This window comes from Streptomyces sp. NPDC040589, assembly GCF_055594445.1.
This window is the reverse complement of sequence record NZ_JBVIWP010000016.1, coordinates 41809-58157: the sequence shown is the minus strand read 5'-3', so window position 1 is coordinate 58157 and position 16349 is coordinate 41809. Positions and strand designations below refer to the sequence as shown.

The window sequence follows — 16349 nt, the reverse complement described above, 5'->3', positions numbered from 1 at the left end:
GTGCGCTGATTCAGGGGACCACGTCGTAGGTGAACAGGGCGGTGTTGTCGAGCGTCTTCCGGGGAGTGGCGCCCTCGCCCAGGGGCGAGATGAGCGGGTCATCGATCCGATGGCCCAGGAGCTCCGCTGATTCCGACATCGCAGGGACATAGTTTCGCCCGTGCCGATTCATCCAGCCTTCCCAAAGCCGGTCCACGTTGGCGTGGTGCAGGAAGAAGACCGGATCATTCGGTGACGAGGCCGGAGCCATGTCCCCACCGATCCACCGGTGCACCTGGTTGTGGAGTCCCGTTCCGGTGAAGCCCTCGAGGCGCCCTCGGAATCCTCGCGAGTTGTGGAGCCAGGGAGCGAAGTCGTACGTGGCGAGGTCCGGATCCCCGAGCGGCGCCGGCTGCGTATTAAAGGCGGCCCCCACGTCCAGGGCATTCGGGAGAGTCGGAGAACCGCTCCGGAACTTGCGGCGCAAGCCCCTGTTCGTCTGACGGAGGCTGACGCCTGGGGGAGCCTCCAGCCTGACCCGGAAACCCTTCGGGTCGCTGGGCTTGAAGGCGAACGGCCCGTCGGCTACCGGATCGCCCGTCCCACCCATGAAATCCGGCTTCCAGATCAGCGCCGTCTCGGGGGCCGGCAGCGAGCCGTCGATCGACCAGTCCCAATACGGAAGCCCGAAGCCGGCATCGTCCAGGACTCGTTGGAGGTGCGCCTCCAGGAGATTCAGCATGAACCGGTGCCACGGCAGGAATACCGGGCCCCGGTGCGCCGCGTTGCGGATGTTCACGTTCCCGCTCGGGGGGACGGGAGTCATCATCGCCTTGACGTGCCAGATGACGAACAGGTCGTAGGTCCGTACCGGCGCGGGTGGTCCGGGGATACCGAACGCGGTGGTCTTGAGTGTCGAGTCTTCCCGCTTGAGGCGCAGGACACCTTCGATGTAGGCGTCCCGGGCGTCGGGGCTGGTGATGATGTTCCTGCGTACGACGGCCATATGTCAGACGCCCCCCTTGTGGCCGGGCCCGTGGCCGTGGTGGTCCGGATGGCCTCCGTTGCCGCCGTCACCAGGGCCGTCGCCGCCCGGGAAGTCGGCGGGGAAGTTCTCGATCAGAGCCCGGATGGTGTCTGTCGCGGACAAGAACTCGTAGGTGGGCAGGGCATGGCTGTGGACCTGACCGTCGTTCGACACGATGAGTGGAGCGGTGAGGGGCGCACCGTCCACCGTGATCTCGTAGGTCGTCTTGATGACGATGTGGTGGCCCTGGAACTCGTCTTCGCGGATGCTGATCAGGGGCCCGTGGTGGTGCGGCTGCTGAGGCAACTCCGCCAGGTAGTTTCCGAGAATCGTGGGGTCGGCGGCCGCAGTCAGTTCCTCGGGGGTCACAAGACACCTTTCATCAGCGCAAGACGTCAAGGGCCATCGGCACGATGACTTTTGCTCCGAGTTTCGGAGTGCCCGGCTTCGGCCGCACGTCGAGTACGCCGAACAGGTGTCGCCTGCCGCGGTCTCCGCCCTGGTTCGCGTCGCGGCCGGCCGTACCCTGCCGAAGGCAGCAGTAGGCACGTACCGGACGGTGGCAGATCGATGACCGACGCAGAGACGACCCCCGGCGCCCCCCTCCCGCGGGTGCTGTGCAATACCGAGTCGCTCATCTCTGACGACTCGACACCGGGGGGTGCGCTGTGGCGACTGGCCGAGTCAGGGCGGCAGCTGGACGCCAACCTGATCCGCATCCCACCCCGAGGGCGTATCGACGCGCATACCGAGCCCGACCTCGACGTCCTCCTGCTCGTGGTCGCCGGTGACGGCACCCTCGGCCCGGCAGCAGACCCGCAGCCCCTGGCCCCCGGCAGTCTGGTCTGGCTGCCCCACGGCAGCGAACGCAGCCTGGTCGCGGGGAGCGGCGGCTTGTCCTACGTGACCGTGCACCGTCGTCGCCCGGGCATGCAGATTCGTACCAGGTCCAGCACGTGACACCGACGGTACCCAGACCGCTGGGCGTCCCGCCGCCGTTCCCGGGTCTCAGGAAGTTGCCGGAAGCCGGCGTCCTCGCAGGTGGCGCCGGCGTCCACATGGGCGCTCGGTCGAAGAGCCCAGTCCTCGAGGCGCTGGGCACCGGCCCACAGGCCTGAACCACCGCGGCACCATCCACTCCACGCACCACCCGCACCGGCGATTCTCGGACCCCTGCCCCCGTACACCGTGTGTCGTCCGCCTCGCCGGGCCACACTGGGACCATGCGGCTGGTGATCATGACGGCGGGATCGCGCGGCGACGTCGCGCCGTACACCGGGCTGGGCGCCGGGCTGGCGCGGAGCGGGCACGAGGTCACACTCGTCACCCACGGACTGTTCGAGCCGCTGACCGCCGGCTCCGGAGTGCGCTTCCACCCGACCCCGGTCGACCCGCACGCCGAGTTGCACTCCGAACGCGGCCGCGGCCTGCACGCCAGCACGACAGGGCTCGGCAAACTGCTGCGCGTGGTGTCGATGGCCCGGTCGGCGGCCGAGGAGATGACCGACGACCTCGTCCGGGCGGCACGCGGCGCCGACGCCGTGCTGGCCGCCGGTGCCGTGGCACCGCTGGGCCGCGCCATCGCCGAGGGGCTGACCCTGCCCAGCCTCGGACTGTTCCTCCAACCCCAGCACCCGACACGGGAGTTCGGGGCACCCATGCTCGGCGGACGCTCCCTCGGCACCGTGGGCAACCACCTGGGCGGAATGGCCGTCACCACCGCCGTCGACCAGGTCTTCACCCGGGCCGTGCGCCGACTGCGCACCCGGCACGGCATGCCCCTGCCCGGCCCCGCCGCGATTCGCCGGGCCCGTGAGCGGGCGCGGTGGCCGGTGCTGCACGGCTTCAGCGAGGTGGTGGTGTCCCGGCCGCGGGACTGGCGGCCCGGGCTGGAGATCGCCGGGTACTGGTGGCCGCACGACACCCGCAGCCTGCCCCGGGACGTGGAGGAGTTCCTCGCCGCCGGGCCCGCCCCCGTCTTCGTGGGACTGGGCAGCGCCACCGTGCCGGACCCCGAGCGCCTGAGCAGCGACATCGTGCGTGCCCTGCGCGCGGCCGGACTGCGCGGCATCATCCAGCAGGGGTGGGCGGGCCTCGCCGCCCGCACCGACGACGTGATCACCGTCGGCGATGTGCCGCACGCGCAGCTGTTTCCCCGTACGGCCGCCGTGGTCCACCACGCCGGAGCCGGCACCACCGCCGCCGTCCTGCGCGCGGGTGTCCCGTCGGTGCCGGTGCCGGTGCAGTTCGACGCCGGTTTCTGGGCGGCCCGTCTCGTCGCGCTGGGCACCGCCCCCTGCGCCGTCCCGCTGCGCCGCCTCACCGCCGACGCGCTCGCCCCCGCCCTGCGCCGGGCCGTGGGCGACCCGGCCCATCGCAGCCGCGCCCAGGCGGTCGCCCGCCGCCTGGCCGAGGAGGACGGTGTGGCACCGGTCCTGGCGGCACTCGACCGGCTCGCGTCGTGAGCGGCGACCGGGCGCCGCGACTCACGCCAGCGGCACCGTCGACCCCCTGATCACCACCCGGCAGGGCAGGGTCTCGACGCCGGAGCGGCGCGTGCCGCCGGAGATCGCCGTGAACAGGGCGTGCGCGGCGGCGCGCCCGACCTGTTCGAGGTTCATGTCGACACTGGTCAGCGGCGGCCGGGACGCGGACGTCAGGACCCGCCAGTTGTCGAAGCCCATGACCGCCACGTCCTCCGGCACCCGCAGGCCGCGCTCGCGCAGGACGTCGATGACGCCCCGGGCGATCTGGTCGCTGCCGCACAGCACGGCGTCCACCTCCGGGTGCTGGTCGAGCAGCATCGCGGTGGCCGCCCGCCCCCAGCCCTCCGACCACGCCCCGAACCGCGGCTCGCCCACCAGGGCCAGTCCGGCGCCCTCGAGCGCGGCCCGGGCGCCCTCGGCCCGCTCCTGCGCGGCGGCATATCCGGGGTCGCCGGTGATGTGCGCGATCCGGGTACGGCCGCAGGCCAGCAGATGCTCCACGGCGATCCGGCCCGCGCCGACGCTGTCCGGGACGATGGACAGATCCTCCGGATTCTCCGACGGCGCGTACGCGTAGACCACGGGGACCGGCAACTCCCGCCCCAGGGAGGGTCGCGGATCGGTCCGGCTGCCCACCACGATCAGGCCGTCGACCCGGCGACCCAGCAGCGCGCGAACATGGTGCTGCTCGCGGATCGCGTCCCCGCGGGCATCGCACAGGAACACCGCGACCTCACCCGCTCCGAAGGCGTCCTCGGCACCCATCAGTATCGGGATGCTGAACCGGCCCTCCAGGTCGCTGGTCAGCAGCCCCACGGTGCCCGTCCGTCCGGCCAGCAGACCCCGGGCCACCTGGTTGGGCCGGAACGAGAGGCGCTCGGCCGCCTCGATCACGCGTGTTCTGGTCTCCGCCCGCACCTGGCTGCGGCCGTTGAGGGCCTTGGACGCCGTGGCGATCGACACGCCCGCCAGCCGGGCGACGTCGCTGAGGGTGGCGGGCTGTGAACGCGAGGGGCCGGTGGCCTGTGCCATGGGTCTTCTCCTGTCTCGCGTCGCCTGCCGACGCCGTCGAGGGCACCCCAAACAGTACGCGGAAATTTTCGGTCTTGCCCTCGTCCGCGTTTTCGAGTTCATCTCAGAAACCGCTTCACGCAAGGGGATTGACGGGTCGTGGGATGCGTCCTTAGCGTCTCAGAAAGCCTTTTCGGCCCGTTTCCGCCACTCAGTTCAGTGCCACCACACCATTGTCCCGACCGGCAGGCCCGCGCACGGTCCGCCGCGACACAAGGGGAATCGACCATGGGGAGCACGGCCGGACCGCGTGGACACATACGCCGCCTCGTCACAGGCGCCATCGCCCTGCTCGCCACCGCGAGCCTGGTCACCGCGTGCGGCTCGGACAACGACGGCTCCGGCGGGGGAGGGGGCAAAGCGGCCGCCGGCGGCGTCGACGACGGCACCGAGCTGACGATGTGGACGCGCGCGGCGACCCGGCCGCAGAGCGAGGCCCTCGTCGAGGCGTACAACGCGAGCCACCAGAACAAGATCGAGCTGACCGTCGTCCCCACCGACGACTACCAGGCCAAGGTCGGCGCGGCGGCCGGATCGCGCGACCTGCCCGACCTGTTCGCCTCCGACGTCGTGTTCGTGCCCAACTACACGTCCAGCGGCCTCTTCGCCGACCTCACCGACCGCGTCGACGCCCTGCCCTTCGCCGAGCACCTGGCCCAGTCGCACATCAAGGCCGGCACGTACGAGGACAAGAAGTACGTCGTCCCGCACACCCTCGACCTGTCGGTGCTCTTCTACAACAGGGAGCTCTACCGCAAGGCGAAGCTCGACCCCGAGAAGCCGCCCGCGACCCTGGGCGACTGGGACCGGCAGGCCCGGGCCGTGGACGCGCTGGGCGGCGGTGTCGACGGCACGTTCTTCGGCGGCAACTGCGGCGGCTGCGGCGTCTTCACCTGGTGGCCGTCCGTCTGGGCCGCAGGCGAGGACGTCATGAACAAGGAGGGCACCGAAGCGAATCTCGCTTCTGACGCCGCGAGGAAGGTCTACGACACCTACCGCGGCTGGGTGCGCGACGACATCGTGGCGCCCGGCGCCCGCGAAGAGACGGGCACGACCTGGACCGGGATCTTCCCGAAGGGCAAGGTCGGCGTGATGCCCATGCCGTCGACCACGCTCGGACTGATGCCCAAGGACCTCGACCTCGGCGTCGCGCCCATCCCCGGCCCCGACGGAGGCAAGTCCACCTTCGTCGGCGGAGACGCCATCGGCGTCTCCGCCACCAGCGAGTCGGCCGACCAGGCCTGGAACTTCCTCGCCTGGTCCCTCGGCGACAAGGCGCAGGTCGACGTGGTCGCCGCGCACAAGGACGTGGTGGCCCGCACCGACCTGGCGTCCAACAAGCACTCCAAAGCCGACCCGCGCCTGGTCACCATCAACGAACTCGTCGCCGAGGGCCGCACTCCGTACGCGATGAAGTTCGGCCAGACCTTCAACGACCCCAACGGGCCCTGGCTGGAGCTGATGCGCCACGCCGTCTTCGGCGACGGGAAGACGGTCGAGAAGGACAACGACGCCGTCACCGCCTCACTGGCCGACTGAACCGACCCTCCCGACGTCCTACGGCCAAGGAGAGCCATGCCGGTGAAAGTGGCAGACCGGGCGACGGCCGCCCAGATGACCTCGCCGCAGCCGCGGGTCGGCACACCCCCGCCCCGCTGGCGCTCGCGCACGGCCAAGGGCCTGGCCTACGCGGCCCCCACGGCGCTGTTCGTCGCGGTCTTCTTCCTGCTGCCCCTGCTGCTGGTCGGTCAGATGTCGCTCAGCGACTGGCCGCTGCTCGGGGGAGACCGGGGCGTCAACGCGCCCGAGAACTACACCGACATCACCGACAGCAACCTGTTCTGGCCCGCGATCCGCTTCACCCTGCTCTACACCGTGATCGTCACGGTCGTCCTGCTCGCCCTGGCGCTGCTCCTGGCCCTGCTGGTGCAGGAGTCCCGCCCGGGCGCGGGCTTCTTCCGCACGGTCTACTTCCTGCCCGGCGCCCTCGGGCTGGCCTCCGCGTCCCTGCTGTTCTGGGGCCTGTACAGCCCGACCACCGGCCCGCTCAGCCGTATCCTCGAAGGCCTCGGCCTCGTCGACGACCCGGTGTCCTTCCTCGGCTCGCCCACGTCGGCCCTGTGGTCGACGGTGTTCCTGATCGTCTGGAAGTTCGCCGGCTTCTACATGCTGATCCTGCTCGTGGGCCTGCAACGCATCCCGCACGAGGTGTACGAGGCGGCACGGATGGACGGCGCGAGCCGCGCCCAGATCTTCCGCTCCATCACCCTCCCGCTGCTGCGGCCCTCCCTCGCCCTGTGCCTCCTGCTGTGCGTGACCGGCTCCCTGCTCGCCTTCGACCAGTTCTTCATCCTCACCAAGGGCGGCCCGGACAACAGCACGGTCACCGTCGTCCAGCTGATCTACCGGGAGGCGTTCCAGCGGCTGAACCTCGGCACCGCGGCGGCCCTTTCGATCCTCGTGCTGGCCGCGCTGCTCCTGCTGAACGCCCTGCAGTTCCGGGGCCTGCGCCGCGCCGACGAGTCATGACACCCGCCGCCTGATGAGAAGGGACACCACGGTGCTCACCCGCGCCCTGGGCCGGACGCCCCACTACGTCGTCGCAGGCTCTCTGGCCGTCATCTTCCTCTTCCCGCTGCTGTGGAACGCCTGGGCGTCGGTGAGCGGCCAGCCCGGCACCGCCCAGCAGTCCGGTTACGGTCTCGGCAACTACCGGACGCTGCTCGACTACGACGCGGGCCTGTGGCGGTACCTGCTCAACAGCACGGTCGTCTCGACCCTGACCGTCGCCCTGACCCTGGGGGTGTCCCTGCTGGGCGGCTACGCCTTCGCCCGCTTCGACTTCCCCGGCAAGAACCTGCTGTTCCTGCTGACCCTGGCCATCCTCATGGTCCCCTACGCCACCCTCCTCATCCCGCTCTACGTCCTGCTGGGCCGGCTCCATCTGCAGAACTCGCTGATCGGGCTGAGCCTCGTCCTGGCCATGTTCCAACTGCCGTTCGCCACCTTCATGATGCGGATCTCCTTCGAGGCGGTGCCCCGCGAACTGGAGGAGTCGGCCCTCGTCGACGGCTGCGGCACGGCGGGCGCGCTGCGCCGTGTGCTCCTGCCGGCGGTGCGGCCGGGACTGATCACCGTGGGACTGTTCGCGTTCCTCGCCGCCTGGAACGACTTCATCGCACCCCTGATCCTCATCTCCGACAGCGAGAAGGCACCGCTGCCCCTGGCCGTCGCGAACCTGCGGCAGCAGAGCATGGGCGCCGTCGACTACGGCGCCACCGAGGCGGGCGTGGTGGTCCTGGCCGTGCCCTGCCTGCTGCTCTTCCTGCTGCTGCAACGGCACTACATCAGAGGCTTCATGTCCGGCGCCCTCAAGGGCTGAGCCGGCACAGAGCCGCTTCGACGGACAAGACGGACCACCGGAAGGACGTGGACGAAGGCATGGACTGGTGAGGGAGAACACGGCACGCCCGCTCGTGCTGCCGGTGGCGCCGACCCGGGGCCGGCTGCGCCCGCTCGGCCTGGACGAGGTCCGGATCACCGGCGGCTTCTGGGCCCGGCGCCGCCACACCAACGCGACCGCGACGCTCGGCCACTGCCGCGACTGGATGGAACGCGAGGGCTGGACCGGCAACTTCCGGGCCGCCGCCGAGGGCCGGATCCATACCGACCGGCGCGGCCGGGAGTTCGCCGACTCCGAGATCTACAAGCTCATGGAGGCCATGGCCTGGGCGGGCGCCGCGTACGACGGGGACGTCGCGGCGCTCACCGACGCCATCGCCCCCGCCCAGCACCCGGACGGCTACCTGAACACCGCCTTCGGCCGCCCCGGCCAGCAGCCCCGCTACAGCGACCTCGAATGGGGCCACGAACTCTACTGTCATGGGCACCTCATTCAGGCGGGTGTGGCGCAGGCCCGCGCCCGGGGCGAGGGCGAGCTGACGAAGATCGCCCGCCGGGCCGCCGATCACCTCTGCGCCGCCTTCGGACCGGGCGGCAACCAGGGCATCTGCGGGCACCCGGAGATCGAGACGGCCCTGGTGGAACTCGCCAGGCTGACGGGGGAGCAGCGCTACCTCGACCAGGCCGCGCTGTTCCTCGGCCGGCGCGGCCACGGCACCCTCGCCGACATCGAGTTCGGCCGCGCCTACTTCCAGGACGACCTGCCCGTCCGCCGGGCCACGGCTCTGCGCGGCCACGCCGTGCGCGCCCTGTACCTCGCGGCCGGCGCGGTCGATGTGGCCGTGGAGACCGGGGACGACGCGCTGCTCACCGCCGTCGTGCGGCAGTGGGAGGCGACGGTCGCCCGGCGGACCTATCTGACCGGGGGGATGGGCTCGCACCACCGCGACGAGTCCTTCGGCGACGACTTCGTGCTGCCGCCGGACCGCGCCTACTCGGAGACCTGCGCCGGTGTCGCCTCGGTGATGCTCGCCTGGCGGCTGCTGCTGGCCACCGGCGAGCCGCGCTTCGCGGACCTGGCCGAGCGGACCCTGTTCAACGTGATCGCCGCCTCTCCGTCCGAGGACGGCCGGGCCTTCTTCTACGCCAACACCCTGCACCGCCGTCACCGGGGCACCGTGCCCCCGGCGGACCGCGTCAGCCCGCGCGCCGACTCGGGCCTGCGCGCCCCCTGGTTCGCGGTGTCGTGCTGCCCGACCAACGTGGCGCGCACGCTCGCCCAACTGCCCGCGTATCTGGCGACGGCGGACGACGAGGGCCTGCAACTGCACCAGTACGCCGACGCCGAACTGGCCACCTCCCTGGGCGACGGGCAGGGCGTGGCGCTGCGGGTCCGTACCGACTACCCGTCCGGCGGGGCCGTGGCCGTGCGGATCAGCCGCTCCCCGGCCCGCCCCTGGACCCTGACCCTGCGCGTCCCCGCGTGGACGGCGGGGGAGACGGCCCGGCTGGTCGACCCGGACGGGAACCGCCGTACCGTCGCCCCGGGCACGGCGCGGCTCACCCGGGTCTTCCGCCCCGGCGACGAGATACGCCTCGAACTGCCCGTCACCCCGCGCTGGATCCGGGCCGACCCCCGCATCGACGCCACACGCGGCACGGTGGCCGTCCAGCGCGGCCCCCTCGTGTACTGCGCTGAGTCCACCGACCTGCCGGACGGACACGACGTCGACGCGCTCCGCGTGGATGCGTCCGCCGCACCGGAGGACGGGCCGGGCGACACCGTCCTCGCACCCGGTGAACTCGCCGAACCGCACGACACCGCCTGGCCGTACCGGCCGGCCGACGAAGCCACCGCACCCGCGGCCGACCCCGCGGCGATCACCCTCGTCCCCTACCACTCCTGGGCGAACCGCGGCCCCTCGACCATGCGCGTGTGGCTGCCGACGACCCCGCCCCCGACAACGCCGACCGAGAGGTAGCCGTGCCCGCACAGCGAAGACGACACCGCCGCGGCATCCTGGCCGGGGCGCTGGCCCTGGGCCTGCTGGCCCCGCTCGCCGCCACCGGCCCGGCAGCGGCGGACAACGCGGCGATCGGCTACCCGGTCTACTCCGGATCCGACCACCCCGTCCCCACGCTCCCGGCCGGCTTCACCGTCCACCGCACCCTGCGCGCCCAGTACGAGGCCGACCGCAAGGCCGGGGACGGCACCGACTTCTGGATGGACCGCATGCTGGCCCGCAAGGGCGAGGACCCAGCCGGGGACTGGCTGTTCACCCGGGGACGCGCTGTGTTCATGAAGGAACACGCACCGTCCCAGCTGGGCTTCGCCGGCAAGGTCGCCTACTGGGAGAGCATCGACAACCGGTCCGCGTACACGATCACCCTGAACGTCGACGGCGAGAACCTCACCCTGCGGGAGAACACCGGCGCCCGCACCCAGACCCCCAGCCACTGGCGCAGCGAGTTCACCCACGAGGCCACCGGCCTGAAGGTGACGCAGACCAAGTTCATCACCGAGGCGAACGCCGCCGTCACGAACCTGGCGCTCACCAACACCGGCCCTGAGCGTCGTGAGGTCCGGCTGCGCGCCACCTCTCCGTACACGACGACCGCCGAGGGCCGTGAGCTCACCGGCGCGGTGCCCGCGAAGAACAACCTCACGACCGTCTTCCCCCGCTTCAGCGGTGACGGCTTCACCACCGAGGGCGAGTCGCTGTCCCGCACGCTGACCCTGCCGGCCGGGCGCACCCTCACCACCAAGGTCCAACTCGGCTTCGTCACCGAGGAGATCGCCGACTCCCGCCCCAGGTACGACTCCGTGCGCGCCGCGTCCCCGGCCACCGCCTTCCGCCGGCATGTACAGACGTACAACCGCTGGTGGGCCGAGAACCTGCCCTACCTCGACGTCCCCGACGACAACATCGAGAAGACGCTGTACTACCGCTGGTGGCTGCTGCGCTACAACTACCTCGACGCCGACATCCCGGGCAGCGACTACCAGTTCCCCACCTCCATGGAGGGCGTGCTCGGCTACAACAACGCCATCGCGCTCACGGTCGGCATGTTCGTCGACGACCTCAAGTACCTGCGCGACCCGAGCTACTCGTACGGCCCGTGGGTGTCGGCCGGAGAGGTCTCGAAGAACGGCAAGTACACCGACAACCCGGGCGACCCGGAGAACTGGTCCAACAGCTACACCCAGTACATCTCCGAGGCGGCCTGGCGCTCCTACCAGGTGCACGGCGGCCCCGACGGCATCGTGCGCAACCTCGCCCGCTACGCGGAGAAGGACGTCCGCGGCCAGCTGGAGAACTACGACGAGGACGGCAACGGGCTGATCGAGTACGACTGGGGCGCGATGACCGGCAACGACGCCGACGCGGTCTCCTTCGACTGGAAGCCCGGAAACCTGGACCGCGCCGAATCCGCCTACGTCTACAGCAACGCGACGGCGGCGGCCCGCGCCTACGACCTGCTCGGCGAGAAGGCCAAGGCCGACGAGATGCGCGGGACGGCGAACCGGGTGAAGAAGGCGGTCCTGGACCACCTCTGGGACCCGAAGGACAAGCTGCTCAAGCACCGGCACGTCGCCAGCGACACCCTGGTGCCCTGGAAGGAGATCAACAACTACTACCCGTACAGCGTGGGACTGATGCCCACGCCGGAAGAGGACCCGCAGTACCTCGAGGCGCTGCGGCTGTGGGCGGACGCGAAGCAGTACCCCGTCTTCCCGTTCTTCACGGCCAACCAGGCCGACAAGGCGCAAGCGGCGGAGCAGGGCCACCCCGGGAGCAACAACTTCTCCGTCATCAACTCCACCGTCACCTTCCGCTTCCTCTCCTCGGTGCTGCGGAAGTACCCCAGCAAGTACATCGACCGCACCTGGTACAAGAAGCTGCTCTCCTGGAACGCCTGGGCCCACTACGTCGACGGCGACAACCGGTACCCCGACCAGAACGAGTTCTGGTCAGACGGCAGTGCCGACCCGCAGAAGATCGGCTACCGCTCCTGGATCCACCACACCATCCTCGGCACCACCAACTGGACCGTCATCGAGGACGCGATGGGGTTCAGGCCGCGCGACGACCGGAAGATCGAGCTGTGGCCGATCGACGTCGACTGGCCGCACTTCGCGGTCACCGACATCAAATACCGGGGCACGGACGCGGCCGTCCTGTGGGACGAACCCGGCGACGGGAAACGCCCGTACGGCAAGCGGGTCCCGGAGGGGTACTCGCTCTACCTCGACGGGAGGCTCGCCTTCACCGCCGACCGCCTCACCCACCTCGTCTACGACCCCACGACCCGCAAGGTCACCTTCCCCGACGGCGGCGGAGCCAAGGCGAGGACCACCGGCCTGCGCGCGCATGTCGCAGAGCCGCAGGACGTCACCCACGGCCCGAAGGAGCGCGTCACCGACCTGTTCGCCAAGGCCGGACGGGACCTCACGGGCAGGGCCGGGAACAACCTCGCCGCCGGCGCCACCGCCCGTGCCTCCCACGAGGGCGAGGGCCGGGGCGTCGCCGGTGCCGTCGACGGCTTCACCGTCAACGAGCCCTCCTGGGGCGCCCGCGGCTCAGGGAACACCGAGGACTGGTACGAGATCGACTTCGGCCGTCCCCGCGCGGTCGACGACGTCCGGCTCCACTTCTCCAGTGACAAACGGCCCGGCGGATACGCCGAACCGGCCCTCTACACCGTGCGGTACCAGGACCGGGCCGGCCAGTGGAAGGACGTGGCACGGCCCGCCAAGTCACCCGCCTACCCGCGCGCCAACCTCAACCGGGTGCGCTTCCAGGAGGTGACCACGGGCAAGCTGCGCGTGCTCATGCGCCACCGCGACGGCCACACCAGCGGCCTGAAGGAGATCCAGGTCTACGACACCGACGCCCGCCCGCCGACGGCCCGCAACCAGCCTCCCTACGTCGAGGCCTGGCGGGACCCGACGTACACCCGGCCGGGCCAGGTCAGGCTCACGGGCATCACCGAGGACGACGGCCTGCCGAAGAGGACGCTCTCCGCCTCCTGGCGGGCGGCCGACGGCCCGGACGACGGCACCGTCGTCTTCGACGACCCGCACGCCTCCACGACCGTCGCCCGGTTCACCAAGGCGGGCACCTACACCCTCGAACTCACCGCCACCGACGGCGCGCTGACGTCGTCGAAGCAGGTCGTCGTGAAGGTGGAGGAGCTCGGCGACGGCCGGGTGAACCTCGCACCGTCCGCCACCGCCACCGCGTCCTACACCTCCGGCTGGGAGTCGGTGGCCGCGATCAACGACGGCCGTGAACCGGTCTCGTCGTCCGACGCCCCGCGCTGGGGCAGCTGGCCCCAGAAGGACACCCAGTGGATCCAGTACACCTGGGAAGAACCGGTCCGCGTGGACGGCTCCGACCTGTACTTCTTCCGCGACGCGCAGCCAGGCGCGGCCGACGGGGTGGGTGTGCCGGCCTCCTGGGTCATCGAGTACCGCGACGGCGACACCTGGCGCGAGGTCCCCGCCCCCAGCGGCTACGGCACCGCCGAGAACCGCTACAACCGGACCACGTTCACCCCGGTCACCACCACCGCGCTGCGGGCGAAGCTCACCGGACACCCGAATCTGGCCCTAGGCGTCCAGGAATGGAAGGTCTACGCCGAGGCACCGGAGTCGGTACGCGAGACCCACATCCCCACCCTCCGCGGCACCGTCCCCGACCTGCCCGAGCAGGTGACGCTCGTGTACGCCGACGGCTCCACGGCCCGCTCACCCGTGGCCTGGCCGGCCCTGACCGAGGACCAGGTCGCCGAGGGCGGCACCAGCGTCACGGTCACCGGCCTCGCCGACCGCACCGCCCAGCCGGTCACCGCCACCGTATGGGTACGGCACACGGACGCGGTCGAGATCACCAGCATCGCGGAGGAACGCGTCACCACCCGCCCCGGCAGGCCTCCCGCGCTCCCCGCCGCGGTGGTCGCCACCTACAACGACGGCTCCAGGGACAGCCGGACCCAGGTCACCTGGGACCCGGTGGATCCGGACCAGTACGCCGGACCCGGGACCTTCGAGGTCAGGGGAACCGTGCCGGACTCCTCCCACCGCGCCACGGCCACGATCACCGTGACACCCCCGCGCGACCCGGGTGGGACATCTCCCGCCCGCCGATGACCCACGACGATCGGAGTGCGCCATGTTCCAGCCACCCACCCGACGCCGCGTGCTGAGCCTGACCGCCGGCGCCGCGGCCACAGCGACCCCGCTCATCGCCTCCGGCCCACCGGCCCAAGCCGCCCCCGCCGGCTCCACAGCCGAGGCCGCCGCGCGAGCGCTGCCCGCCCAGCCCACCTGGGCGGTGCGGCCTTTCGGCCTGGACCAGGTAACCCTCGGCGGGGGCGTCTTCCGGGCCAAGCGCGACCTCATGCTCGACTACGCCCGCGCCTACCCGGCCGACCGCATCCTGGCCGTCTTCCGCGCCAACGCCGGACTGGACACGCGCGGCGCGCGGCCGCCGGGCGGCTGGGAAACCGCCGACGGCAACCTGCGGGGCCACTACGGCGGCCACTTCCTCACCCTCATCGCGCAGGCGTACGCCGACACCCGCGAGGCCGCCCTCAAGTCCAAGCTCGACCACCTGATCACGGCCCTCGGCGAGTGCCAGCAGGCCCTCGCCGAACACGGCGACCCGAAACCCAGCCACCCCGGCTACCTGGCGGCCTACCCGGAGACCCAGTTCATCCTCCTGGAGAGCTACACGACCTACCCCACCATCTGGGCGCCGTACTACACCTGCCACAAGATCATGCGCGGCCTCCTGGACGCGCACACCCAGGCCGGTAACCAGCAGGCGCTGACCATCGCCGCGAAGATGGGCGACTGGGTGCACAGCCGTCTGGGCCGGCTGCCGAAGGCGCAGCTGGAACGCATGTGGTCGATCTACATCGCCGGTGAGTACGGCGGCATGAACGAGGTCATGACGGACCTGTACGCCCTCACCGGCCGGCCGGAACACCTCGCCGCCGCCCGCTGCTTCGACAACACCACACTGCTCAACGCCTGCGCGGAGAACCGTGACGTCCTGGAAGGGAAGCACGCCAACCAGCACATCCCGCAGTTCACCGGCTACCTCCGCCTGTTCGACCACACGGGCGAGGAGACCTACGCCGCCGCTGCCCGCAACTTCTGGGGGATGGTCGAGGGTTCCCGCACCTACGCCCTGGGCGGCACCGGCCAGGGCGAGATGTTCCGCGCCCGCGGCGCCATCGCGGCGACCCTCGACGACAAGAACGCCGAGACCTGCGCCACGTACAACATGCTCAAGCTGAGCCGGCAGCTCTTCTTCCACGAGCCGGACCCCGCCTACATGGACTACTACGAGCGGGGCCTGACCAACCACATCCTCGCCTCCCGCCGGGACACCCCCAGCACCGACAGCCCCGAGGTCACCTACTTCGTCGGCATGGGCCCGGGCGTACGACGCGGATTCGGCAACACCGGCACCTGCTGCGGCGGCACCGGCATGGAGAACCACACCAAGTACCAGGACTCGGTCTACTTCCGCTCCGCCGACGGCAACACCCTGTACGTCAACCTGTACCTGGCCTCCACCCTGCGCTGGCCGGAGCGCGGCCTCGTCATCGAGCAGACGAGCGACTACCCGGCCGAGGGCGTACGCACCCTGACCTTCCGCGAGGGCGGCGGCCAACTCGCCGTCAAGCTCCGCATCCCGTCCTGGGCCACGACAGGCGTCACGGTCACGGTCAACGGAACCCCGTACGGGGGCCCGGCCGCACCCGGCACCTATCTCACCCTGAACAGAAACTGGCGCCGAGGCGACCGCATCCGCCTCTCGACGCCCTACCGGCTGCACATCGAACGAGCCCTGGACGACCGGACCGTCCAAGCACTCTTCTACGGCCCGCTCCTCCTGACGGCCCAAAGCCCGGAGCAGCAATTCCGCGCCTTCTCCTTCTACAAGGACTTCACGCTCCGCGGCGATCTGGCCGACGCGATCAAACCCGCCTCCCGCCCCCTGCACTTCACCACGCACAACCTCTCCCTCGCCCCCTTCCACCTGGGCAACGACGCCCCCTACCACGCCTACTTCAAGCGCTCCGAACCCGTCATCGTGTTCGGCACAGCCGACTCGGGCGTCCCCAACCACGCCCGCACCGACGGCCGGACCTTCCTCGACGCCCTGTGGCAACAGGCCCCCTTCCCGACCTCCGCCCCGTTCGTGCGCGCCGTACTCACCCTCGCTGACCGCTGGGTGGCCGAGAACCTGTTCACCCGCACCGAACGCGACCGCGTCATCACGGCCGCGAACAACGCGGACCTGAGACGCTGAACGCTCCGAAATCGCCAAATTCGGACCGGAAGTCGTCTGGACCACTTCCGAGTC

At 70.9% G+C, this 16349-nt stretch carries 11 protein-coding genes; 8 read left to right on the top strand and 3 right to left on the bottom strand.

Going from position 1 to position 16349, the window contains the following annotated elements:
• Positions 1–10 precede the first annotated feature (10 nt).
• Together ACZ58V_RS40110 and ACZ58V_RS40105 are read right to left on the bottom strand one after the other, a co-directional pair.
• A complete protein-coding gene (locus ACZ58V_RS40110; protein ID WP_471296225.1) occupies positions 11–985 on the bottom strand; it encodes a tyrosinase family protein in 975 nt (324 codons plus the stop codon).
• A gap of 3 nt (positions 986–988) precedes the next feature.
• Positions 989–1375 (bottom strand): hypothetical protein, encoded by a 387-nt coding sequence (locus tag ACZ58V_RS40105; RefSeq protein WP_471296222.1) that lies wholly within the window; start codon positions 1373–1375, stop codon positions 989–991.
• 201 nt (positions 1376–1576) lie between these two features.
• Here ACZ58V_RS40105 and ACZ58V_RS40100 point away from each other — a divergent pair, with 201 nt between their 5' ends.
• Together ACZ58V_RS40100 and ACZ58V_RS40095 are read left to right on the top strand one after the other, a co-directional pair.
• Entirely contained in the window at positions 1577–1966 is a 390-nt protein-coding gene (locus ACZ58V_RS40100; protein ID WP_468198062.1) for a cupin domain-containing protein, read from the top strand.
• A gap of 263 nt (positions 1967–2229) precedes the next feature.
• Positions 2230–3471 (top strand): glycosyltransferase, encoded by a 1242-nt coding sequence (locus tag ACZ58V_RS40095; RefSeq protein WP_471296219.1) that lies wholly within the window; start codon positions 2230–2232, stop codon positions 3469–3471.
• A gap of 21 nt (positions 3472–3492) precedes the next feature.
• Here the strand turns inward: ACZ58V_RS40095 and ACZ58V_RS40090 are convergent, their stop codons facing one another.
• Positions 3493–4524, bottom strand: coding sequence for a LacI family DNA-binding transcriptional regulator (locus ACZ58V_RS40090; protein WP_468198057.1), 1032 nt, complete (start codon positions 4522–4524; stop codon positions 3493–3495).
• Between the two features lie 267 nt (positions 4525–4791).
• Between ACZ58V_RS40090 and ACZ58V_RS40085 the strand changes: the two genes are divergently transcribed.
• From ACZ58V_RS40085 to ACZ58V_RS40060, 6 genes are all read left to right on the top strand, one after another.
• Positions 4792–6102 (top strand): ABC transporter substrate-binding protein, encoded by a 1311-nt coding sequence (locus ACZ58V_RS40085; RefSeq protein WP_468198055.1) that lies wholly within the window; start codon positions 4792–4794, stop codon positions 6100–6102.
• 36 nt (positions 6103–6138) lie between these two features.
• Positions 6139–7092, top strand: coding sequence for a carbohydrate ABC transporter permease (locus ACZ58V_RS40080; protein WP_471296215.1), 954 nt, complete (start codon positions 6139–6141; stop codon positions 7090–7092).
• Between the two features lie 31 nt (positions 7093–7123).
• On the top strand, positions 7124–7945 hold the full coding sequence (locus tag ACZ58V_RS40075; protein WP_471296302.1) for a carbohydrate ABC transporter permease: 822 nt from the start codon (positions 7124–7126) through the stop codon (positions 7943–7945).
• 67 nt (positions 7946–8012) lie between these two features.
• The gene (locus tag ACZ58V_RS40070) at positions 8013–9947 is read left to right on the top strand and encodes a glycoside hydrolase family 127 protein (protein WP_471296212.1); all 1935 of its coding nucleotides are present in this window, start codon (positions 8013–8015) and stop codon (positions 9945–9947) included.
• Positions 9902–14119 (top strand): Ig-like domain-containing protein, encoded by a 4218-nt coding sequence (locus tag ACZ58V_RS40065; RefSeq protein WP_471296210.1) that lies wholly within the window; start codon positions 9902–9904, stop codon positions 14117–14119. Before ACZ58V_RS40070 ends, ACZ58V_RS40065 begins: the two co-directional genes overlap by 46 nt.
• 22 nt (positions 14120–14141) lie before the next feature.
• On the top strand, positions 14142–16295 hold the full coding sequence (locus tag ACZ58V_RS40060; protein WP_471296209.1) for a glycoside hydrolase family 127 protein: 2154 nt from the start codon (positions 14142–14144) through the stop codon (positions 16293–16295).
• Positions 16296–16349 lie beyond the last annotated feature (54 nt).

Bases quoted from the DNA above. Each gene is read 5' to 3' on its own strand.
- ACZ58V_RS40085 (WP_468198055.1), top strand. From the start codon at position 4,792: ATGGGGAGCACGGCCGGACCGCGTGGACACATACGCCGCCTCGTCACA.
- ACZ58V_RS40095 (WP_471296219.1), top strand. From the start codon at position 2,230: ATGCGGCTGGTGATCATGACGGCGGGATCGCGCGGCGACGTCGCGCCG.
- ACZ58V_RS40080 (WP_471296215.1), top strand. From the start codon at position 6,139: ATGCCGGTGAAAGTGGCAGACCGGGCGACGGCCGCCCAGATGACCTCG.
- ACZ58V_RS40090 (WP_468198057.1), bottom strand. From the start codon at position 4,524: ATGGCACAGGCCACCGGCCCCTCGCGTTCACAGCCCGCCACCCTCAGC.
- ACZ58V_RS40060 (WP_471296209.1), top strand. From the start codon at position 14,142: ATGTTCCAGCCACCCACCCGACGCCGCGTGCTGAGCCTGACCGCCGGC.
- ACZ58V_RS40110 (WP_471296225.1), bottom strand. From the start codon at position 985: ATGGCCGTCGTACGCAGGAACATCATCACCAGCCCCGACGCCCGGGAC.
- ACZ58V_RS40100 (WP_468198062.1), top strand. From the start codon at position 1,577: ATGACCGACGCAGAGACGACCCCCGGCGCCCCCCTCCCGCGGGTGCTG.